15 protein-coding genes are annotated in these 21,996 nt (G+C 59.2%); 5 read left to right on the top strand and 10 right to left on the bottom strand.

Going from position 1 to position 21,996, the window contains the following annotated elements:
- Positions 1-42: 42 nt before the first annotated feature.
- Both QWE_RS15440 and bglB read right to left on the bottom strand, forming a co-directional pair.
- A complete protein-coding gene (locus QWE_RS15440; protein WP_006727086.1) occupies positions 43-1,329 on the bottom strand; it encodes an ABC transporter substrate-binding protein in 1,287 nt (428 codons plus the stop codon).
- Between the two features lie 122 nt (positions 1,330-1,451).
- Positions 1,452-2,570: a beta-galactosidase BglB gene (gene bglB, locus QWE_RS15435; protein ID WP_006727085.1), complete on the bottom strand. Its 1,119-nt coding sequence runs from the start codon at positions 2,568-2,570 to the stop codon at positions 1,452-1,454.
- A 203-nt stretch (positions 2,571-2,773) separates the two neighbouring features.
- On the opposite strand from bglB, the gene kdgR reads away from it, so the two are divergent.
- Together kdgR and QWE_RS15425 are read left to right on the top strand one after the other, a co-directional pair.
- Positions 2,774-3,595: a DNA-binding transcriptional regulator KdgR gene (gene kdgR / locus QWE_RS15430; protein WP_006727084.1), complete on the top strand. Its 822-nt coding sequence runs from the start codon at positions 2,774-2,776 to the stop codon at positions 3,593-3,595.
- Positions 3,596-4,170: 575 nt separating this feature from the next.
- A complete protein-coding gene (locus tag QWE_RS15425) occupies positions 4,171-5,700 on the top strand; it encodes an oligosaccharide flippase family protein (protein WP_157790715.1) in 1,530 nt (509 codons plus the stop codon).
- Positions 5,701-5,760: 60 nt separating this feature from the next.
- Here the strand turns inward: QWE_RS15425 and QWE_RS15420 are convergent, their stop codons facing one another.
- The 3 genes from QWE_RS15420 to QWE_RS15410 form a co-directional block, all read right to left on the bottom strand.
- Positions 5,761-7,095 (bottom strand): glycosyltransferase family 4 protein, encoded by a 1,335-nt coding sequence (locus QWE_RS15420; RefSeq protein WP_006727082.1) that lies wholly within the window; start codon positions 7,093-7,095, stop codon positions 5,761-5,763.
- 102 nt (positions 7,096-7,197) lie between these two features.
- Positions 7,198-9,228, bottom strand: coding sequence for a glycosyltransferase (locus QWE_RS15415; protein WP_006727081.1), 2,031 nt, complete (start codon positions 9,226-9,228; stop codon positions 7,198-7,200).
- A gap of 205 nt (positions 9,229-9,433) precedes the next feature.
- A complete protein-coding gene (locus tag QWE_RS15410; RefSeq protein ID WP_006727080.1) occupies positions 9,434-10,609 on the bottom strand; it encodes a glycosyltransferase in 1,176 nt (391 codons plus the stop codon).
- Between the two features lie 423 nt (positions 10,610-11,032).
- Between QWE_RS15410 and QWE_RS15405 the strand changes: the two genes are divergently transcribed.
- From QWE_RS15405 to QWE_RS15395, 3 genes are read left to right on the top strand one after another with little or no spacing between them, the layout of a single operon-like run.
- On the top strand, positions 11,033-12,289 hold the full coding sequence (locus QWE_RS15405; RefSeq protein ID WP_240532560.1) for a polysaccharide biosynthesis/export family protein: 1,257 nt from the start codon (positions 11,033-11,035) through the stop codon (positions 12,287-12,289).
- Positions 12,290-12,328: 39 nt separating this feature from the next.
- Positions 12,329-14,647 (top strand): exopolysaccharide transport family protein, encoded by a 2,319-nt coding sequence (locus QWE_RS15400; protein ID WP_006727078.1) that lies wholly within the window; start codon positions 12,329-12,331, stop codon positions 14,645-14,647.
- Positions 14,644-15,588: a glycosyltransferase family 2 protein gene (locus tag QWE_RS15395; protein WP_006727077.1), complete on the top strand. Its 945-nt coding sequence runs from the start codon at positions 14,644-14,646 to the stop codon at positions 15,586-15,588. Before QWE_RS15400 ends, QWE_RS15395 begins: the two co-directional genes overlap by 4 nt.
- A gap of 82 nt (positions 15,589-15,670) precedes the next feature.
- On the opposite strand, the gene QWE_RS15390 is transcribed toward QWE_RS15395, so the two are convergent.
- The 5 genes from QWE_RS15390 to QWE_RS15370 all read right to left on the bottom strand — a co-directional run bounded on the left by QWE_RS15390 (position 15,671) and on the right by QWE_RS15370 (position 21,937).
- A complete protein-coding gene (locus tag QWE_RS15390) occupies positions 15,671-16,429 on the bottom strand; it encodes a methyltransferase, TIGR04325 family (RefSeq protein ID WP_240532559.1) in 759 nt (252 codons plus the stop codon).
- 91 nt (positions 16,430-16,520) lie between these two features.
- Positions 16,521-18,086 (bottom strand): oligosaccharide flippase family protein, encoded by a 1,566-nt coding sequence (locus QWE_RS15385; RefSeq protein WP_006727075.1) that lies wholly within the window; start codon positions 18,084-18,086, stop codon positions 16,521-16,523.
- Positions 18,087-18,390: 304 nt separating this feature from the next.
- Positions 18,391-19,125, bottom strand: a complete 735-nt coding sequence (locus tag QWE_RS15380; protein ID WP_240532564.1) for a sugar transferase — start codon at positions 19,123-19,125, stop codon at positions 18,391-18,393.
- Positions 19,126-19,282: 157 nt separating this feature from the next.
- The gene (locus tag QWE_RS15375; RefSeq protein ID WP_006727073.1) at positions 19,283-20,674 is read right to left on the bottom strand and encodes a hypothetical protein; all 1,392 of its coding nucleotides are present in this window, start codon (positions 20,672-20,674) and stop codon (positions 19,283-19,285) included.
- Between the two features lie 93 nt (positions 20,675-20,767).
- Complete coding sequence (locus QWE_RS15370; RefSeq protein WP_006727072.1) at positions 20,768-21,937, bottom strand: glycosyltransferase family 4 protein; 1,170 nt, start codon at positions 21,935-21,937, stop codon at positions 20,768-20,770.
- Positions 21,938-21,996: the final 59 nt, after the last annotated feature.

The raw sequence follows: 21,996 nt of genomic DNA, 5'->3' as shown, positions 1-21,996 counted from the left end.
GGGTAGGACTGATCCGACCCGGAGCCGCGGGCTCGGGAGCGACTACAGCGCCCGCTCGACGATGGCCTGGGCATCCTCAACGAAGACAGCCGCTGCGTCCTTGGCTTCCATTTTCCCGAGGACCACTTCCGAGCCGATACGCATGAAGGCGTCGCGCACCTCGCCCGCGCCCTTTGGCGCCGGCAGCGGTAGAGGACTGACCTTGTCCTTGATCGCTTCGAAGTAATCGACAGAGAGTTTTTCGACATCGGTCAGGCTGGGCTGAAGCGCTTCACGCACCGTCGGCGAGGCAGGAATGCCGCGTTCAAGACCAAGGATGCCGGTGATATCTGGATCGTTAACCCATGCGTTCATGTAGGCAATCGCGGCGTCGACGTCCTTGGCATCACGGCTCAGGGACAGGAACATCGAGGGCTTGATAAACTGCCCTGGCTGTCCAGCTCCCGGTTTGTGTGGCACCATCGCCGCACCAATCTTGTCCTTGGCAACCGCCTGGATGCCGACGAGCTGGTTGGACCAGAAATGTGAGACGGCAGTGTCGCCAACCGGCACGCCCATCTCGGCAATCGGGGCGTCTAGAATGAGCGTGCGATCCTTGTCGCGCACGAGCCCCTCTTTGCGCAAATCCGCCCAGTATTGCCAATAGCCAGCAACGTCTTCGGCCGTAACGACGACCTGACCGTTTTCGTCATAGAATTCGTGGCCATTTTGACGAGCCCAGGACTCGAAGGTCTCAATCATCAGTGACATGTCGTCGGCGCCCCGAACCGCGCCGCTCGTCTTGGCCGTGACTTTTTCACAAGCCGCCGCGAAATCGTCCCAGGTCCAGTTGATCAGGTCGAAATCGACACCGGCCTCCTCGAACACCCGCGTATTGTAGACCATGACCTGACTGTTGGAGCCGATATTGAGCGCGAAGAGCTCACCATCGACCTTGCCGCCGGACACCGGGCCCGCGTCGAAATCCGCAATCATCAACCCCTTGCCGATATGGGCATCAAGCGGCTGAAGCGCGCCGCGGCGCACATATTCGAACAGGTAGCGATAGTCCATCTGCACCAAGTCGGCCATGTTGCGCCCGGCCGTCTGCGTCGCCATCTTCGTCCAGTAGTCACCCCAGCCGATCGTCTCACCCGACACAGCAATGTCTGGGTTCTTCTTCTGAAAAGCTTCGATTACGGCAAAGGTGCGCTTGTCACGCTCGGGATTGCCCCACCAATAATGCCGGATCGACCGTGTACTGGCCAAAGCGGGCAAGGCGGGAAGGAGCGAGGTAGCAGCAACTGCCCCCATGGTTCCAAGCATGTTGCGTCTCGTCAGTTTGATCATGATCTCCTCCTCCTAAGACTGACGGGTAAGCACTCACGCCCCCGTCCGATGTCACTGTCGTCTGCTTCGCCGGTGACCCACCTCCTCCAAGAGAAGTCGCCGTCGTCTATGTTCTGCAAAGCCTAGATGTGGCTGCGCAGAAGCTCGGTCAGACAGAACATTGCCATGGCCTGCCCATAAGGCATCGCCGTGCGCTTGATCTGCCGATAGAAATCGAGGTCGTGGCCCATCGCCGTTCCGAACGAGACCTGCTGTAGCTCCCCTTCAGGACTGACGTTGTCGATGACCGCTTTCATCGCGCGCTCGGCAACCGGCAGATGGCTCTTATCCAGGTAGCGCTTGCGCACCGCCTTCATCAGCCCATAGGCAAAGCCAGCGGTCGCGGATGCCTCCAGGTAGCTGGAACGGTCGTCTATGAGCGTGTGCCAGAGACCGGAGCCATCCTGAAACTCCTTCAGTGTTTCCGCCTGTCGCGACAAAATCGAAATGAGATGGCGCCGCAATGGATCACTCTCGCCCAATCCGACGAGCTCGATGAATTCCGGAATGGCAATGGTTACCCAGCTGTTGCCGCGCGCCCACCGAGCACGGGCGAAGTTGTGGTTGCCATCGGATGTCCAGCCATGGAACCACAGGCCCGTCTCGGTATCCATCAGGTATTGGGCGTGGACGAGAAACTGGTACTTGGCCTCTTCGACGAATTCCGGGCGATCGAGGACCAGACCGATCTTGGCAAGTGGCAGAACACTCATCATCAGCGTGTCGTCCCACATCTGCTGATCGTTCACGCTGTTGTATACGATATGCTGCAGGCCGCCTTCGCGCGTCCTTGGCATCTCGTACATCACCCATTCCGCCCAGCTTTCCAGATAGGCGCGCCACGGTGGTTCTGGTGCGAGCTCATAGAGGTGCGCCAAAGTCAGGAATGGCGCCACTGTGTTGATGTTTTTCGTTGGCGTACCCTCGATCAGCCGTGCATCGAACCACTCACGGATGATCGCGATCGCCGTCTGGTCGCCTGTGAGCTGCCAATACTTCAACAAGCCATAGAGCCCGATCCCGTGGGTCCATTCCCAACCGCTCCAGCCCTTGGTGTCGATAACCCGGCCATCATCCAGCCGCAGGAGAAATTCGCCGGTCTTATCCTCGATATGGATCAGGTTTTGGGCAAGCCGATCGATGAGATCGCAGACCGCATCGCGCTCCAAGATATGGGCCTTCTGTTGCAGCAGCGGATGCATTCTAATGGTCCTCAATGAAAAATTTTCGGAACGCTATTCCGGAATTTAAGAAATCACACTCCTAATGACTTTTCAACTCGCAAATTTCAGGGCAATATTCAAACCATTGAGAGCAGACATGCGAAGGCGCACCCGCTTGGCGCGCAGCTTGACACAGCCGCACGAGAATTCCAGAATGAAATTCCGAAAAATGCAGAACACCTATGTCTGACACTCCTTCCAAAGCTGAGCCAAAATCCGAGAACGTGGCTGCGGTCCTCAAGGTGTTCGCGGTGATCGAGGCTCTGGTCGAAGAAAAGCGGATGGGCCTTGCCGATCTGGCGCAACGCGCCATGACATCCAAGACCACGGCACATCGCCTGCTGCAGACCATGGTGGAACTGGGATATGTCGAGCAGGATCCAGAAACAGAAAAATACGGACTGACCCTGAAGCTTTTCAGCCTTGGGGCACGCTCCTTGACCGAGCAGACCGAGTTGCTCCGTGTGGCCGACCAGGCCATGGGCAAGCTTTCGCGTGCAACGGGGGAATCGATCAACCTCGGCATACTGGATGACCGGGACCAGCGGGTCGTCTACATCCACAAATATGATTCAGCCTATAACCTGTCGATGAAATCGACGCTTGGCCTGCGCAATCCCCTTCACAGCACGTCGCTTGGCAAGGCGCTACTGGCCTGGCGTGACGATGAGGAGATCAGGGAACGGCTGTCGAAGACGGAATTGACGAAACGCGCACCGCGCACGATCACAGATCTTGAGACCTTGATCGATGTTCTCCATGCCACGAGACGCCAAGGCTTCGCAGAGGAAGTGGAGGAAAGCGAAGCCGGAGTGCGATGCATGGCGATCCCAATCTTCAACTACATGGGCAAGCCTGTCGCCGCGATGTCGATCGCCTTCCCGTTGTTTCGCTTCGATGAGGCACGGCGACACGAGTATGTCAAACTTCTCCAGCATGCAGGCGCGAGCGCGTCCCTGGCGCTTGGATATAGCGGCCGAGAGATGATCGGATCGGCGGAATAGTTTTACCGTCGGCTCGACGAAGCCCCTCTACGCTAAGCTGCAAACGACACCTTCCTGGCCTTCACCGAGCGACTCTGGCACCTCCCAGACTAAGGACTTCGGCGGGTTAGCTTTTCGTGAAATCGATACAGTCCGGATCATTTGCTTGGAACTGCAATGTAGACGCCCTCTCTTCCTGAGCGACAGCGTGCTCTGGGGTTACTTGCGGAAGTCGACGGCGTGACGACGAGTAAGAACCCTTGCACCTGCGAAATCGCCATGAACGAACCGCCCAGATCACGCGCGGCGGATAAGCGTCAACAACATGCGCCAGAGACGCGCTTCTTACAGCTTACCCCCAATCTACCCCAACCCCAGACCAAACGGATTAGGCTTCGCACCAAAGGCGACCTCAATCGGCAAGCCAGAACCTGTCATACGGGGAGAGCGGCGCACAGGCATTGACAGGGCAAGAAACGGAATTGGCCTGAACTGCCTTTACTGTTTTCCGTGTGCGCTGCCCGGAGGCAATGAGCTTATATGAAGTCAATGGGCAAGCAACGGCAACCCGCATGGCGATTGGGCGGACAGCGGTCATGACCCAGGTCGAAGTTGACGACGAGATCCATCGGGCCGTAGCCAAGACAAGCACGCCTCCCCTGTCTGAGCGCACGCTTAAGGCGGGCCTCCTGACAACAGGCGGTCGCCTCTTTACCAAGTGCCTCGATTTTCTCACGCTGCTGATCCTGGCGAGGTTCTTGGGGCCTGCCGAGTTCGGCCTTGTCGCCATGGCGATGACGCCGGTTCTGATCGTGGAAACCGTCTGCGAGATGCCGCTATCGGCTGCACTTCTGAACCAAAAACAACCGACCGAGGAGATGTATGATACGGCACTGACGCTGGCGACGCTGCGAGCGCTGACGATTGTCGTGCTCCTTTGTATCTTGGCCTGGCCGCTCGCCATGTTTTTCAACGAACCCAGGCTGACCGCGCTGCTCTGTGTCTTGTCTCTGGCGCCTGCCATGCGGGGATTGCTCAGCCAGAGATTGACGGAGTACGTCCGCGTCATGGATTTCAGGCGGGATGTGGCTCTCGATATCATCGCCAAGGCCGGAGCACTTCTGATCGCATCGACGCTGGCTGTTTCGACCGGCAGCTATTGGGCGATCGCCGTTGGGAAGATCTCCACGACAGCACTTGCCATGATCGCTTCCTACCTACTTGCACCGCAGCGCATCCGCTTCACCCTGCGCGAATGGCACCTCTTCGCGGACATGCTCGGCTGGACCGGGGCCCGGCAACTGCTGTCTGCAATCAACTGGCAAGCCGATAAGCTTGTCCTGCCACGTTATGTCGATGTCGCAACTTTCGGCGAGTACACTTGGGCAGACACGTTGATCTCTGTGCCGGCCCAAGCCATCATCCAGCCGATCACTCCACCGCTCTATTCAGCTTTCGTCACGGCGGGTCAGACAGGCTCGCTGACCAAGGTCTATCTCAAGGCCTCAGCAGGCATATACACAATCATCGCTCCCCTGTTCGTGATGATTGGCATCCTGGCCACACCGATCGTCGCCGTCGTCCTTGGTCCCGCCTGGCGAGAAACCGCCCCCATCTTGACCTGGCTCGCTTTTTCGACCGCCGTCGGCTACGCCCCGACTGTGCTCTTGCCCGCCCTTGCCATGTCGCTCAACAGGACGCGGGTCGCCTTCGAGAAACTCGCCATCGAATTTTGCATCAGGGTGCCTCTCATCATTACCCTAACGGTAACCCTGTCGCTCAAGGGCCTGTTGATCGGCCATGCAATTGCCGCGCTGGCAGGCTTCCTCATCAATATCGTTCTCGTCGACAAATTGCTGCGGCTTGGAGTCTTTGCCCAGATTGCGGGCCTTGTGCGCCCCACCATGGCGATGATCCCAATGACGTTCTTTCTCTTGGCGGCACTGCCGCAGTTTGACCCAAGCGACAACTCGCTTGAAACCGTCGTCGATCTGAGTTGGATATCGGCTTCGGCACTGGCCATTTTCGCCGCTTCCAGCCTCTTGCTGTGGCGGCTTGCAGGCTGCCCCGAGAGTTGTGAAGCGATCATCTTGCGGATGATACGAAAGCTGCTTGGCCGCAAGTAAGGCCGGCTGCAAACCAGCCCTTGACTGATCCGCACGGACCTTTCCAGTCAAGACCTTCGATCAACCAAGATCGAGGGAAGGATGGGGCGGGACGGGCTGGCGGGCCTGAGGGATCGCCCCGCGCCGCCTCGCCTGTGCTTTCTCGATCTGCGCTGCATAGATTTCGAACAACTTCAGATCCCAGGCTCGGCCCGACACGGTCAATGTGTCGCGCTCCTGAAAGCCCCGTATGCTCATGGACGCAATTCTCTCGTCATCCTTCGCCAGGTCGACAAGTGATCGGCACAAGGCACCCGGCTCATAGGGATTGCAGGAGATCCCCACACCCTGGGTGACAATCTCGTCTCGCGTGGCAGCAAACTCGCTGATGATCACTGGAATGCCCGAGGTCAGAGCTTCGTAGGCGACCAACGAAAATGTCTCTCTCGATCGCGTCGGAACCACAAGGCAGCGTGTTTTCGCTGCGATCTCCTTCAAACCGGCGCGATCCTTGAAGCCAACGAGTTCTGCCTGAGGATTGAGCGCGGAAATCTGCGAACCAAGCGCCCCCTCGCCCACAAACATTGCGGGTACCCCGGCCCGTTTTGTAGCCTCGGCCAGAAGCAGCACACCTTTATCGTGTTCCAGGCGACCGACGAACAGAAAGGCGGAATTTCTTTCAGCGGGAACGCGGCTGGTCGTCCAGGGCCGAACGGGATTGCGAAGAACCCTGATAGTGTGAGCTGGAATACCACCCTTTTCCAGCACGGCGGCCATGCCTTCGTGCACAGCGAGCACCGTCGCCCCCGATCCAGCAAGGTCAAGGATCAGGCGGCGTTCGACATCCCGTATGATGCGCCAGGCTTTTTCCAAGCGCGACCGCCGATCACAATTGGCGACGAGACACGCGAGCGACAAAGGCGTCTCGGCACAGGGCGAGCCACGCTGAAAATGGAAATAGCCACCATTCGGACAGGCCAGAAAATAATCATGCGCCGTCAAGATAACCCGGTCCATGACCGGGCGAAGCGCATCGAAGATCGATGGCGACAATATCTTCGACCAGTTGTGAACATGGTAGAGCGTCCCGGGCGTATCATGAGATCGCACCATTGCCTTGAGCTGACGCGCCGCGGACATGTTGTAGAGACCCTGGACGACTGCTGTGGCAAAGGAGGTGCTGCGCAGGTCACCGGCCCCGACGGCATGGACGCGGACGCCACGGTCGACAAGGTCAAGATTGCGGCCGAAATCGCCGCAGAAATAATCGACCGCAAGACCGTGCTCTGTCAGTGCCTCGGCAGTCTTCAGCGCGATCACAGAGGGACCGTCGCGGGGCTCGGAAAGGTCACTGATCAGGACAACGCGATCCGGAAGGCGTCCAGACGCCTCCACCGCCTCAATCTTGCCTCTCAAGATCTTGCCTCCCCCGCACAACCACCATCCGCCGCCCCCCATCGTGTCACAAGTTTTGTCCTGCCTTGGCGCCGCCTCGTGTCGCTACTCTGCTAAATCGGCTCAGGTCCTTCCGACTTGCGCCGGCTTTGCCTTCGCGGCCATGGGCACCTTGCTATCGCCCATGAGAAGCGCCCGCTCGGGCGCAAGCTTTCCGGTGATCGCGTCGCGAAGTGCAAGCAGGTTTCCCTTGAGCCTCCCCTTGCGATCGACATACGGCTCGGGTGCAATAAACCGCCCCATATTGCTTGCGATGTTTCGCCCCATCTGGCCGATGGCAAGATGCGGCGCCATGGTCCCTTTCCGCATCAGGTGGACAGGATTGGCCACTTGGGAATAGCCGAGGCGTTCACCGCTGGTGCGCCCACTCTTGACCCCCATATGAACACCCTTGCAGCCCGACCATTTGACAAGCCGCGCACCCCTCATTGCCAACTGACCACCAAAATCTCGGTCCTCGAGCCAGCCATACAGAACCAATTTTTCGTCGAAGCGCGCATCCCCGATCGATGTCACGCGAAAGGCCATGTTGCAGCCATAGGGGCTGAAGGGTTGGCACAATTGCCGATCTGCTGAACCACTGTCGGCTTCGACAATGCGCTCGGCCTCCTCGAACGGGATGCCCGGCCCCTTGATGCCATCCGCGAGGACGACCCCAGTCACACCATCAACCTGACTGTCATCGCAAAAGAGTTTTGCCGCTTCGGCAAGCCAGTCGGGATGGGCGACAAAGTCGTCGTCGAAGAAGGCTACAATATCCGTTTCAGGCCCCAGATGGCGCAAGGCGGTGTTGCGCTGGGTGGCCAGACCGATCGGCCCGGTGACGATTTTGACCGCCTTGTTGTGAACAAGATCTCCTGCATCCTCGGCAGTCGCGCATGAGACGATCACCGACTTGGGGGAAAGCCTCTGCGACGAGAGGAAGTGCTTAACCGTCCTTTGCACCACGTCTGGTCGGCGGAGTGTGGCAAAGACTGCGGTGATCTGAAACTGCTCAGGCTTGGACCTTGGCACAAGCCTCCGGGGCCGGATGGGATTCTGCAAGAGCTCCAGGTAGCCCATCGCACTTTTTTGCCAAGAGAAGTTCCGGCATTGCTCGCGGCCGCGCCCGGCAAGCTCGATGCGAAGATGATCCGACGCTTTCAGCGCCGAGATCCGGTCGACCCATTGCGCCGGATCGAAGGGAGATGCCAGGAGCGCGGCATTGCCGCATATTTCGGGCATGCTGGCACAATCCGAAGAGACAACCGGACAGCCTCGCGCCATCGCCTCGACAAGCGGCAGCCCGAACCCCTCGGTAAAAGAGGGGAATGCCAGGCACAACGCTTGATCCAGAAGGTAGGCGAGAACGTCATCAGACACGCGGCCCAGGGGATACACATTGCCTGGCAAAGCAAGCTTTGGCTGGCGTATGATATGATCGGAGCCGATGATGACGACATTGATGCCGAGCTCTTCAAGTCTTGGCGCGATATCGATCAGGAGGCGGATGTTCTTGTGGGGAGCCGTAGCATTGATCGCGAGGACAAATGGTCTGTCTTGCGGGTGCACAGGAAGTTCTGCCGGCAAAGCGGCAGGATCCGGCTTCCAGGACAGTGCATGTTCGTGACCGTTTGGCAGCACGACGATTTCGTCGGGCGATAGAGCGAGATAACGGGCAAGCTCTTGGGCCGACGCATGCGATACGGTCGCGATCTGGACCGCGCGCCTGGCCAGAAGCGGCTGGAGGCACCGGTAAACGGTTCGAAAGCCGCGGGTGTAGCTGCCGGGCGAGGAAAGCACATTGGTGTCGTGAATGCAGACAATCTGCTCATTCTTGAGGATTGGCGCCATGTTGCAGAGATTGAGAAGGCGTCTCCCGCGCGCAGCGATCGGCAGCTCTCCCTGTTCCCAGACATAGCCGGTGCTGAGCCCCGTCTGGAGCGCCTGCAGTCTCTCGTAGGCGGGATGGGAAGTGCCATGCGGAGATATAACCGTAGCGCCCTCGCTTTCCGGTATCTGGTCGAGAGCCCGAACAATGTTGCGAGCGTAGCGCTGGACCCCGCTGATACTTTGGGTGAGATAACGACCGTTAACGGCGAAGGATGCGCTCATCGTCCTGTCCTGCATTGAACGGCAGCAAACGCGGCCGGGTACCAATCATTCACGTCAATCTCCTTTGGGCCAAACGGCGAAGTCCTGTATCCGTAGCTCCTCTACCCACCCCCATCTGCAAGGCGACAGATCTCGCCCTTTCATCGAAATGACAATGCACCGGCTCCGCGACCCAGGGCGCGAACGTCGTTGAGCCGGATTTGCATCAATGCAGGGGAGCATGTTTCAAATCCTCGAAAACGGAGGGCAGCGTCGTTGCAAAGGGTTTGACGTCGACAACTGTATGGCGCTCCGCCAGTGCCTGATCGATCACCCTTTTCATCCCGGCCTTGAAATTGGCGACGCTGAACTGGGCCGCATGTGACTGGATGAGGTCAGCGGAGAAGCGATGCTCCATCGTCTCGAAGAGCTCGATGGCGTCTGCCAGGGATTGTTCCGTCTGCTCCTTGAACAACAGGCCGGTACGACCTGGTACGACTGTGTCGAGCGCGCCGCCTCGCCCGAATGCGATGACTGGACGTCCACTGGCCATGGCTTCGACGGGCACGATCCCGAAATCCTCTTCCCCCGGGAAAATCAGCGCTCTGCAGTGTGCGAGATAGTCGGTGAGTTGGGCAAACGATGCCGGGCCGACAAATCGGATCGTCGGCCCGGCGATACGCTTCAAGGCCGCGACCTCATGGGGGTCTCCATCGCCGACCACGACGAGATTTCGGCCGAGGCCGGTGAAGGTGCGCACGGCTAGATCGATGCGCTTGTAGGGGACGATCTGCCCGGCGCAGAGATAGAAATCATCAACACTTTGCGCCGGAGCGAAGTCGTCGATGGCAACGGGTGGATGAACGACCACGGAAGAGCGGCGATAATATTTGGCAATGCGGCTCGCCACATGATGCGAGTTTGCGACAAAGCGATCCACCCTCAAGCTGGAATTTGCGTCCCAGGCCCGCAACAGAGGAGCCACCACCGGCATCATCATTCTCGCAAGAAAACCCGCATTGCGCCGGTACAGATGATAGTGGTCCCAGATATAGCGCATCGGGGAATGACAATAGCAGACATGGACGGCCTGCGGCGGCGGAATGATGCCTTTGGCGGGACCGGATTCACTCGACAGGATAAGATCATAACCACTCAGATCAAACCCCTCCAGAGCGAAGGGCATGAGTGGCAGCAGCGACTGGTACCGACGCCTCGCACCGGGAATGCGCTGCAGGAAAGAGGTGAAGATCCGGTGTCGGCGAAGCTTGTCGGAGAGCTTGTCGTAATCACAGACCAGCGTGAAGATGTCGGCCTCGGGATACATGTCGCAAAGCGCTTCCACGACTTTTTCGCCGCCACGCATCGACACCAGCCAGTAATGCACGATCGCTACACGCATGCTTTTCATTCCCCCGACGTGGACAGCGGCAATCTAGGCGATCGCCTGCCAGTCGCGAAGAACGCCCTAAGGTCATCTGAGCGGACCATCTTTTGGTGTGTGCTCGACTGACCTGCCCAAAGGAGGCAGGCAAAGCCCGGCCCGCCATATCCAATCTCATCCATTTGGGGTGGAGGCTTAGTCACTCCTACCAAAAGTGACTAGGTAGAGAGGGGCTGCAGTGAATTTACTCCCAGCGGCAAGCCGCGATGATGGGGTTGAAGACACGCTTGTTCGCAAAGCCGGCTCTGGCGCAAAAAGCCCGGTCTGGCAGGCGGCGGTCGGCAATCACGGGACCTCACCATGTTTGAACGCGAGACAGCCAAGCCGTTTAGGCACAGACGATCACAACCACGCCTGTCGTGGCTCGCCGCAGCACTCTGTTTGAGCTTGCAGTCGCCCGCACTCGCAGCCGGTGCCTCGCTCGCAACAGGGGAAGTGCCCCTGGCACCCCAGACCCAGCTGCGGATCAGCATCGTCGAATGGATCGCTTCGACCGGGGAATACAAGGAATGGACGCCGCTCAACGGCCAGTATGTGATATCGCCCGCGGGCACGATCACCATACCGCTCTTGGGCGAGTTTTCGGTTGAAAACGAGACGGCAAGCCAGATCGCGGTAAAGATCGGCTCTCTGCTTAAGGAAAGGACCGGCCTTGCAGAAGCGCCATCAGCTTCCGTGGAGGTCGTGCGCTATCCCATGTTCTACGTGTCGGGTGTGGTGGAGCGCCCTGGCGAACTCGAGTTTCGCCCCGGCCTCACAATCAGCCAGGCAGTCGCCATGGCTGGCGGACGCGAGAAACGGACAGACGGCAATGGATCGCGCGAACTGGAACAGCTTCGCTATGCAGGTGAGCTGAACAGTTATGATCTCAGGCTCAAACAGCTGACGGCGCGGCGCGCCCGCCTGGAAGCCGAACTGGCAGAACGACCCAAGATTACCTTTCCACCGGAACTGATGGCTGCGCGCGAAGGCACGGCCGGCAAGATCTTCGTCCAGAGCGAAACAGACCTATTCGTTGCAAGAGCGGAAGCACTGAAGCGGCAGTTGACCTCACTGTCGGAATTGCAGGTTCAGCTGCAAAACGAAATCAACGTTCTGGATGAAAAGACCAGCGTCCAGGACCGCCAGATCAAGATTGCCGAAGATGAACTCGCAAGCATCTCGTCCTTGGTCCAGTCAGGCACTCTGGCAAAGTCACGAGAGACGTCCCTGGAGCGGGTCGTCGCAGATCTCAGCAGTGACAAGCTGGATCTTGTAATCGCTGCCATGCGCGCCAAGCAGAAGCTGAGCGAGACTGAGCGTGATGCCATTGCGCTCAAGGGCCAGCAACGGACCGAAGCCGGCCGCGAATTGCAGGAAGTCGTCGCCGAGTTCGAAGACACCAAACTGAAGCGCAACACAACCATTGCCCTGCTGCAGGCTGCGGGAGCGGCCGTATCGCGGCAGGCCGCAAGCGTGGCCGTCAGTGGTCAACCGCTCGAGTATTGGGTTACCCGTGAAGGCGCAAACAGCTTGGCCGTCAGGCTTGCGGAAACGGCTGCACTTCAGCCCGGTGACGTGCTTGAGGTTCGCTACGCGATCTCCACCAACGTTGCAGATGCGGAGCTTCGCCCCGTCATACAGCAGGCTTCGCAATGATCGTCGGATCCTCAGAGTTGTTCAAAAGGAATTGAGCCCATGGCAATTCACGAGCTGACTGCCTTCGATGGTCTGTCGACATCGGCGCGGAGGGACGGCGTGCGAGCCGCGCCACTGTCGTTCTACGATCTCATCAACTTCCTGCGGCGCAACGCCCGGCTGATTGTCATGTCGATGGTGCTCGGCCTTCTCATCGGCATCCTCTATGTCGCAAAGACGCCGTCGAGCTACGAGGCCTCTGCGCGCCTCGTGATCGATCCGGAGCAAAGCCGCATCCTCTCGCAGGATGCCGCCACGGGCACTGTTATCATCGAGGCGGCGGAAATCGCCAGCCAGGTTGAGATCGTCAAGTCCGAGGCGATTGCCGCCAACGTCATTCATTCGCTTGGCCTGCTCGATGACCCGGAAATCATCAATGCCTCATCCTGGTATGGCTCGTTGAAGCAGATGCTTGCGTCAGCTGGAAATTTCGTTTTCGGCGGCACCGGTTCCAGCGAGACACCGCAAGCCGAAGAGGAGCGGATGAGACGAACTATGGAAGGCTTCCTGTCCCGCGTCTCTGTGCGCCGCGTCGGCCAATCCTATGTCCTTGAAATCGGCTATCGTTCGGGCGATCCGGTCAAGGCCGCACGCACGGCAAACGCGCTCGCCGAGGCCTACATCCGCAACGGCATGAATGATCGCGCCGCGGCGGCCAGGCAAGGCGCTTTGTGGCTGGAAGGCCGGCTGATGGAAGTGGGTCAAAAGGCCCGTGAAGCCGCACTTGCTGCCGAGCAATACCGCAATGAGCACGACATCACCGCCATGGCGAATGCCACGACGCTCGATCAGCAACAGCTTTCGGAACTGAGTAGCCAGATGCTCGAGGCCCGGGCAGCAACCGCAGATGCTTCTGCCAAGCTGAGCACGCTGACGGAACTGATTGCCACCAATCCGGCCGATGCGAACCTTCCGGAACTGGCCAGCAATCCGCAGCTGATGAAGCTACGTGAGGAACTGCGTCTGGCCGAAACCAAACTTGTTGGGCTCACCGAGCGTTACAGTGCCGGCAACCCGGCCATTGCCGCTGCAGGCGCCGAAATTGCCCGCATCCAGTCCAATCTCATCGGCGAACTTCGCCAGGTTGAAGCACTTTACCGATCGAACCTGGAGACGGCGAAGAGCCGGCAAGCGCTTGCCGAGCAGCAATTTGCAAATGCAAATCGCAAAGGGGCGGACAAGAACATTGCGCGCGTGGAACTGGCCGAGATCGAAAGCCGCGCGAGCACCTATCGGCAGCTTTATGAGACGACCTTGCAACAGGTGGTCGGTGCTCTTCAGACGCAGTCCTTCCCGCTCGGGAAGGCGCGCATCGTGACCGCGGCAACCGAGCCGCTCACGCGCGTCTGGCCCAAGCCTTCTGTCATCCTGCCGTTTTCTGTCGTGCTTGGTGCCGCCTTTGGCCTGTTTGCAGCGGTCGGCCATCAGGCCATGGACCGCCGCGCCGGTTCGGGCGAAAGGTTGCAACGGGAGCTCGGCCTTGCCTCTCTTGGTCATGTCCCGACCTATCGCGACGAGGGCGCAGCCGGCAGCGAAACGGAAGGGCTTTCGCCGAACCTCCTGCCATTGCGGGCGGTCCTCGACACACCCTATTCGGAATTTTCCGAAGCTCTTCGCAGCGTGAAGAATTCGTTGGATTCCCTGCTACCGGCCGATGGCTCGATGATCATCGGCATCACATCCGTCGGCAGTGGAGAGGGCAAGACGACCATCGCGACGAACCTTGCGCAACTCTACCAGAACGAAGGAGAATCCGTGCTTCTGGTCGATGCCGATTTCATATCGGCCCGACTGACCCGGCTGGTCTACAATGCAGCACCGGATTTTGCCATCAAGCCGATCGCGACCACCATGCTCGGTGAGCCTGGCGAGGGAGCAACCGTATCGCGATTGCCGCGTGCACACCGGTATCCGGAGCGGATGGTGATTGACCATGATCCGGTTCACGATGACGAGGAAACCGCCGTTCCCGTTCCGCTCCTGACTGCCGAACAGACGCGCCGGCTGGCCGTTGCACCCTATCGTTATGGGCATCTTCCCGCGCTCAAGGAAACCTTGGCCAAACTGAGGAGCCAGTACAAGCTGATCATCGTCGACATGTCCGGTTTCGAAGAGTCGGCAGACACCCGATCCATCTGCTCGCATGTCGACGGGGTTGTCCTGGTGATCGGCGATAGCCGGCGACTGACGATCGAGCGATTGACCGACGCACTCAAAACCTTTGGCCGCTCGCGGATCTCATTGCTCGGTGTAATCTCGAACCGCAGCCGCACCGGCACGGTGCGCCGCGCTGCATTCACCGGAGGCCTGCTCGGATGATTGGCGAACGCTTGGCCGAAGCAGTTCCTCGATCGGACAATGCCAAGGGACGGCAGAGGCTGACGATTGTTGTCGGCATTCCCAGCTGCGGACGCCGAGAGATCATCTCCGCTGTTGTTCCGCATCTCCGGCGCCAGAGTCGCAAACCTGATCGCGTTGTCATCTGTGCGCCCTCGGCCGATGATGTCGACATTGCCGCGCTATCGCGACTGCCCTTCCCGGTCCAGTGGCACAAATCCGAGCGGGGCTTGTGCAAGCAGCGCAATGCCATCCTGGCGGCAGCTGAGGATGCCGACATCATCCTCTTCCTCGACGATGATTTTCTGCTTGATCAAAGCTACATCGAGCGAATGGAGCGGTTGTTCCTGAAGCATCCCGACGTCGACATTGCCACCGGCGCGGTCATTGCCGATGGGGCCACGGGTCCGGGGATAGCAGTGGAAGAGGGCCTGGAGCTGCTCAAAACAGCGCCATCCTCCGGCGACGAACTGTCGATCGATGATGCCTATAGCGGCTATGGCTGCAACATGGCCGTGCGCATGTCGACCGTGCACATCTGTAAACTGCGCTTCGACGAGGAACTGCCCTTGTATGGTTGGCTGGAAGATGTCGACTTCTCCAGAGTAGCGTGTCGCTTCGGCCGAGTGGTAACCTCGCCTCAACTGCGTGGCGTGCATCTGGGCACCAAGACCGGGCGTATGTCAGGGGTGAGGCTTGGCTATTCGCAGATTGCCAATCCAATCTATCTCGTCGCCAAGCACAGCATGAGCTGGCGTCATGCGTTGAACCAGATGGGTCGCAATCTGGGATCCAACCTCGTTAAGGTCTGGCGGCCGGAACCCTGGGTCGATCGCAAGGGTCGCCTGGAGGGCAATGCGCGGGCAATCCTTGACTTCCTGCTGAGGCGCCTGTCACCGCAAAACATCCGCAGAATGGATTAAGGGCGAACGGCAAGGCTTGGGCCGACCCTGGGGCAATCCAGTAGCTCGGCCAGGCTATCTGGCAGTTCGCGGCGAACCTCGCTCAGCCTTCCACCTGTCTCAGCCTGAAGTAGAACCCGGCACTTTCACTGGCTCCCAGCTCCGGGTGGGTGTCGATCACATGCGACAATTGCGGGATCGACCAACGGTCCACCTGCTCATAGCCGAGGCCTTCGAGCTCGCGCACGAAGGCCTTTTCATCACGCCTCTGATAGGGAACATAGGCCCGGCCGATGCGCTCGAGCGTCACGACAGGCATGTCATCCTTCTGGAACGCCACCTTGTTGAGAAGGAGATGAACCGGCAGTCTTGGAAGGGCCTGCAGGAGTTCCGGGAGGGGACGGTCCAGATATTGCAGCAAGCCGGAGGCGAGGAACACCGGTAAGGCTGGCGCCTGGCTGAGATCGTCGATGAAGGTGAGCTGGGTGATCCCCTCCTCCAGCGCAAGACGCCTGCCCGCCTTGGCGATCTCCGGCAATTCGTAGATGACCCAGGGCTTGTCGTCGGGCAGGTCGAGAAGTGGGCGGAAAGCGCGAAACTTGGTACCCATATGCCCGCCGGCATCGAGCAGTCCGCCTTTGTTTATGTCCAACCGTGCCATCCAGAAGAGCACGGGATAATCCCAGGGCGCGATTTTGCACATCGCGTCGAAAGAGACTGGCGCGACTTCCGGATGGTTATAGCCTGCGAGCCGGCCTGCCTTTCTCGCCGCGTCCAGCGCCTGCTCGTAGCTTGGATAAGCGCCGGTGAACCTTCGCGGCAGCGGCGACAGATAGCGCAGTCGGCCACTCAAGGCTCTCACGGGTTTGAGCCATCGATCAAGACCAGTTTCGACACTACGTGAGGCCAAGCGGGCCAGCCGCTTCAGCGCGCCGGCTTTTTGCCGCCCCGGCTCAGACTCTGTTTGCAGCATGGTCAATGTCATCACTCCAGTCTGTCATTGTCGCGGGCCGAAACTTAAGCGAGATCTTGTAAAGCAGTGCCAGCAAGGCCGCGTAGGCAAGCGCCCCGGCGATTGCCTGCACGAGATTGAGACCCAAGCCTCCTTGCAGCGACTGGGGACCCGCCGGCCCCAGAGCTATGACGGTTGCCGCCATAGCGATTGCCGCGGCAAAAGGAAGGAGCGACCCACGGATCACGCTCTGCCAGCGAACGGCGCCATGCCGGCTCTGCAACCAACCCGAGACGAGGAAGGAGAAGACCGCGGCAAGCATCTGGCCAGCTGCTGCCGCTGTCACGCCGAGCGGTGCCATGGCGAGAAGCAATCCGATGGAAACAATGCTGTTCAAGAGGATCGCTGCCGGAACCTTGCGGATCGCCCCCGCCAGCGACAACAACGGCTCGGTGACATGGCCCGGAACGAGCAGAATCTGCTTGATTGATAGCAGGCTGACGAGGATTGCAGCCGGCGCCCAACCATCGCCCAGAACGACGCTGACGATGGTACCAGACATCAATGCCAAACCGACATAGATCGGTATCGAAATGACCATCAGCAGGATCACGAAGGTCGTGGCCTTGCGCCCGAGCGCTGGCGTGGCAGGTGATGCCGCGGGCGTCGGTTCTCCAGTGGCGATTGCGACCTTGCGAAGCGTACTCCACGCGATTTGTCGTGCTGGCTCCCCGACGAGATCGGAGAAAGCCGAGACGATGCGTTCGGCCGCCCTGTAGTAGCCAGCGTCCGCCAGTCCGAGCACACTGCCAACGACCAGCGTCCCCGAATACGAGCGGAAGAGGACGAGAACACGATTTGAGGTGATGTGTTTGGAAAATTCGAACAGTTCCCGGATGAACGAGGCTTTGATCCGGATCCTGGGTGCCCAACCGAGCCTGAGCAAGGAGAGTATGGTGGCAACCAGCTGACTAACCAGTCTGCCAAGCGCGAGAGCATAGATATTCCAGCCCTGGAGAAGCCCATATATGGCAACGAGGGTTGCACAGATCTCGGCCAGGATCCGAATGAGGCTCAGTTCCTTCAGCCGCGCCTGCGCGATGAGCACGCCTTCCAGCACGGATGCAAAGGGTGTGAGCATGATCCAGAAGCTGAAGAGCAGGACAAGCCAGGCTTCGGCCCTCGTGCCGAACCTTGTTTCAAGAAGTGCAGCGGCAGACAATCCGATCACCGCCGCGGTGAAGCCTGCCAGCAAAGCGACCGTGGCGATCTGATCGACCCGATCGTCCTCGTGGGTCGTCTTCATCACGAATTCTCGCCAGCCGCCTTCTGCGACGACAACGAGAAGGGCAACCAACGCTGCCACATAGGAAAAGAGGCCAAACTCGGCCGAGGTCAAAACGCGTGCCGCGATGATGAAGGTGGCCAACTGGCTGGCCTGCATCGCGATTTTGGCAAGGAGCGTCCAAAGCGCGTCGCTGAACAGGGTGTGGGCATGACGCCTCCATCGCACAGCGAGAGCGCTTTGCGACAGCCACGTGCAAGCCTTCTTAAGTATTCCTGTCATCGGCATTCCTGCCTTATTTGTCTGTTAGCGCGTGTTGCAGTGGGATATCCGATCGGGCTCCCTCTTTTCGTGCAGGATCATGGAAGACTTCAGCTTTTGTTGATTATTCTTCCGTCTAATTGTGCCACTGGCTGTGAACGGTTGCTGTCGTGTCGGCTCAGCCGTCAGGATTATTCGGGGCGCTTTGCCGACGAGAGGCTTTTCAATGAGTGAGACTGCTTTGAGACTTCAACTCAGATGGCTTGTTCTTCTCTTCTGCCTGAGTTTCTGGGTCGCCGTCGCCTATTGGGCACTGTGACACTGCTTAAACTTCGTTTTGCGCGAAGAGAACGACGACAATCGTCTTCATGATGATCGTGATATCTGTGCGCATCGAACAGGTATTGTAGTAGTCGACATCGAACTGAACCCGCTCCTCATAGGTCGTCTCAGGGCATCGGGAGACTTGCCAGAGGCCGGTGAGGCCCGGGGTCATTGCCAGATAACAGTGGGCATATTGACCGTATCGTTCGAGTTCCTCGCTCACGATCGGTCGCGGACCGACGATGCTCATATCGCCGGCGAGGATGTTGAACAGCTGCGGCAGTTCATCCAGGCTGGTGATCCGCAGCAGCTTACCAAGCCAGTGAATGCGCGGATCGCGTTTCAGCTTCTGACTCTCTTCCCACTCCCCCCGCCGTTCAGGATCCTTTTCCAGAAGCTCGGCAAGCACCTTGTCGGCATCCTTGCGCATGCTCCGGAATTTCAGGCAGGAAAAGGCTCGGCCGCCGCGGCCAACTCGCTGATGGCGAAAGATGACAGGCCCCCCATCGACCAGAAGAAGTGCGGCAGCGATCAGCAGGAATGCAGGCAACAGAAACAGCAAGAGCAGAAGCGAGCACCCAATGTCGAACGCCCGCTTTGCCCCACGTCGCACCGTCTCTGGCGGCGACGCGAGCCTGGCGTCACGTTCGGAAAAATTGTTCGAATACACCGACATTTCATGCCCTCTTGAGACATCTAAGCTGCTCTTCAATTCATGCCCGCGCAATTGATCCACCAAGGCAGGCCATCGACCGATAGGGGTAGATCAGCCCCTGCCTCTTGGCCGAAAAGTCGAGAGACAGGACAGGTGTCGCAGCGTTCAGAGCCAAGGCTCGATGGCGAATGAGAACCGTCAGGCGGTCGGAGCGAGTTGGGCCGGCGACCAAAGACACTTATCCCGCGCGATCCGGCGAGATGGTCGGCAAGCCCGAACCGGCCGGATTGGCGGCGCGCAAGCCCGCCATGATGAAGAAGATCAGCCCCAGATCGACCGTCGAACCGGAGATCAATGCGCCGACGATCAGACACAGGCATCCGTTTCGCGCGGCAAGACCGACATCAGCCTCATAGGTGCGAGAGGTGCCCCGTGGCAGAATTACTGCCGTCATAAGGAAGGCCAGGAAGAAGATCGTGCCCAAAACGCCGACATTTGCCAGGAGCGCGACCGCGAAAGACGATGTCCTGACCGTGCCAAGACCCACACCGAAACCGTAGGACTGCCAGAAATTTGCAAGCCCGGACGCATTCCATGTGCCCCGTTCCAAGGCAGACAGCGATGCCGGCTTGCTGAGGATGGTGATGTCAACGAAGCGGTAGACCTCTTGATAGAGGTCGCGATTAAGCGCCAGCAGAAAACCGAGCATCAGCGCGGCGATCGGAAACGCAAGAACAACGGAAAGGCTCGCACGAGTTCCCGTAGAACCGCCGCAACGAAACAGGCTGGTCAGGTAGAGAATGGCAAAACAGATAGGGAGCCCGGCGATACCTCCCGAAGACGTCGAACGCACGATGAGCAGGGAAGAGAGCACGAAGAGAAGGCCACTGATTGCGCTGTGGCGACCGCAGATCCACAAGGTTCCGCAAAAGCCAACGACGGCCATGCTCGCACCCGCAAAGGCCGAGGCCTCCGGCCAGGAGCCGATCACGCGTCGCATCCCTGCAACCATTTCGTCGGCATGAAAGGTGTAGGCAGCGTTGCGGATATAGCTGAAGAGGTCTGCGAGTGGCGTGCCTGCGCTGACGAGATCGGCAATGCCGAAAAAGGCATTGGCGGCTCCAAAGGCCAGCACCCCGAATGTCACATGCCGGAAGCCTTGGTGGGTCGAGGCGATCGAGAGGATGAGACCGAAGGTGACGAGATCGGCGATGAGATAGACCGCCTGGGTGAAATTGCCGCTGACCGGCATCAGCGGGATCTTGCCTTCGCTGCCACCGCTGGCACTTGTGCCAAGGGGTATGATGTCCATCGTCCCTTCGAGAAGTCGCGGCGCAAAATATCCCGCCAGGATGCCATAGACGACGAGCAGGGCCAGCCAGATAAAGGGTTGCGAACGCAAAGCGCGGTCGGTGACGGTTGCGGCGTCACCATGAAGCCAGAGAGTGGAAAGGATTAGGAAGCCGAGAAACAGATGGCCCGGCTGTATGCCTGTGGAGCCGATCAAGACGGCCGCCGCTCCGCCGAGCACGGGGAAGACCGAAAAGGCGATGACGGTCGGTCCGCTGCCTCGCAACAGGCATATCAGCCCGACTGCAAGGGTCACCAGGCCGATCGGCTCAATTCCCATCCGTCACCCCCTCCGGCTCAGTCGATACTCGCCGCGTGAGACATTCTGCAGCTGGTCAACCAAAGGCCGGTCCTTAAGCCTATCGATAGCCGCTCATGCTTCATTGCCACGCATCTCCTGGGTGGCCACGGCTTGACGCGTTTTGCCAGCCTTCATCAGATCGTGGCTGATGCGCACGTGATCCTGAATATAGGCATCGACGCCAAGCCCATTCTGGCCCATTCTCGCCTGGGCGCGAACAGCCATCTCTCGTGCATCTTGCGGACAGGCGCGTATCTCGACCAGCGCTTCCTGCAGCGCGGCATGATCGCCTCTTGGAACGTATCGGATTTCACGGTCGAGGAAGTAGTGCCGCAGGCCACCCGTATCGGAGGCAATCACCGGCACACCGAAAAGTGCGGCCTCCTGAATGACCGTAATGCCACTTGCGTGCTGGTTCTCTAGAAGTGGTACACAGACCACGCTTGCCCGCTCGAAGGCCTCGTGAAGCTCGCCGGTGGTTCTCGCCAAGCGAACCTCGACATTGGCAATACCCGTAACGAGCTTCCGTGGCACAGTGCCGGAGAGAATGGTCAAGGACATGTCGGGGCAATCCCTGACCACCTCGACAAGTGTCTTCCAGTCGCGATGCCTGTCGCTTCCAATGGCCAGGATCCGGAACGGTTCCTGCGACCTTATCCTCGGCTCAACCTTATGTTCTGTGGGTATGCCGAAGGGCACGAAGCGGGCATCGGCCTTGGGAAAACGTGCCCTGGCCATGCGCAAATTGGCGGGAGAAAGGAACGTCAGAACATCCACGCGATTGATCAGCAAGGCATAAAGGCGGCGCTTCACCCATGACAATTGATCCCAATGGTCAAACAGCCAGACACTCTGACCGATGATCCTGGTTTTCATGCCCGTGATCAGCGCTACTGCCGCGACGGCCAGATACTGGGACTCCGTATGAGTCCAGATCACATCGGCGCGTTCAAAGGCGTGGCGTTGGCGCCAAGCATGAACGAAATCGAAACCGAGAATGAAGCGCAGGCCGTAGCGGAAAAACTTTGCCAGCAAGGTCTCCGAAGAGCCTCCGGAAAATGTCACGCTGCAACCGAGTTTCTCGGCGCGACCATAACCATAAGGCGTCTCGTCATTGACACCGACCAGTGTCTTCGCCAACCAGCTTTGCCGCCATCGCCTGGCATCCTTGTTTTCGGCAAGATGAACGAAGACTTTCAGCGTTGCAGCGTTTGATCGGTGGTCAGCGGGACGGGACACCATCTTGCTCACCGCAGGCCAATGGAACAAAGCCGCCGAGCTCTCCAACGAGAGGCGAGGTC

The organism is Agrobacterium albertimagni AOL15 (assembly GCF_000300855.1).
Taxonomy (GTDB): Bacteria; Pseudomonadota; Alphaproteobacteria; order Rhizobiales; family Rhizobiaceae; genus Allorhizobium; species Allorhizobium albertimagni.
This window is presented reverse-complemented; position numbering and strand designations above follow the sequence as displayed.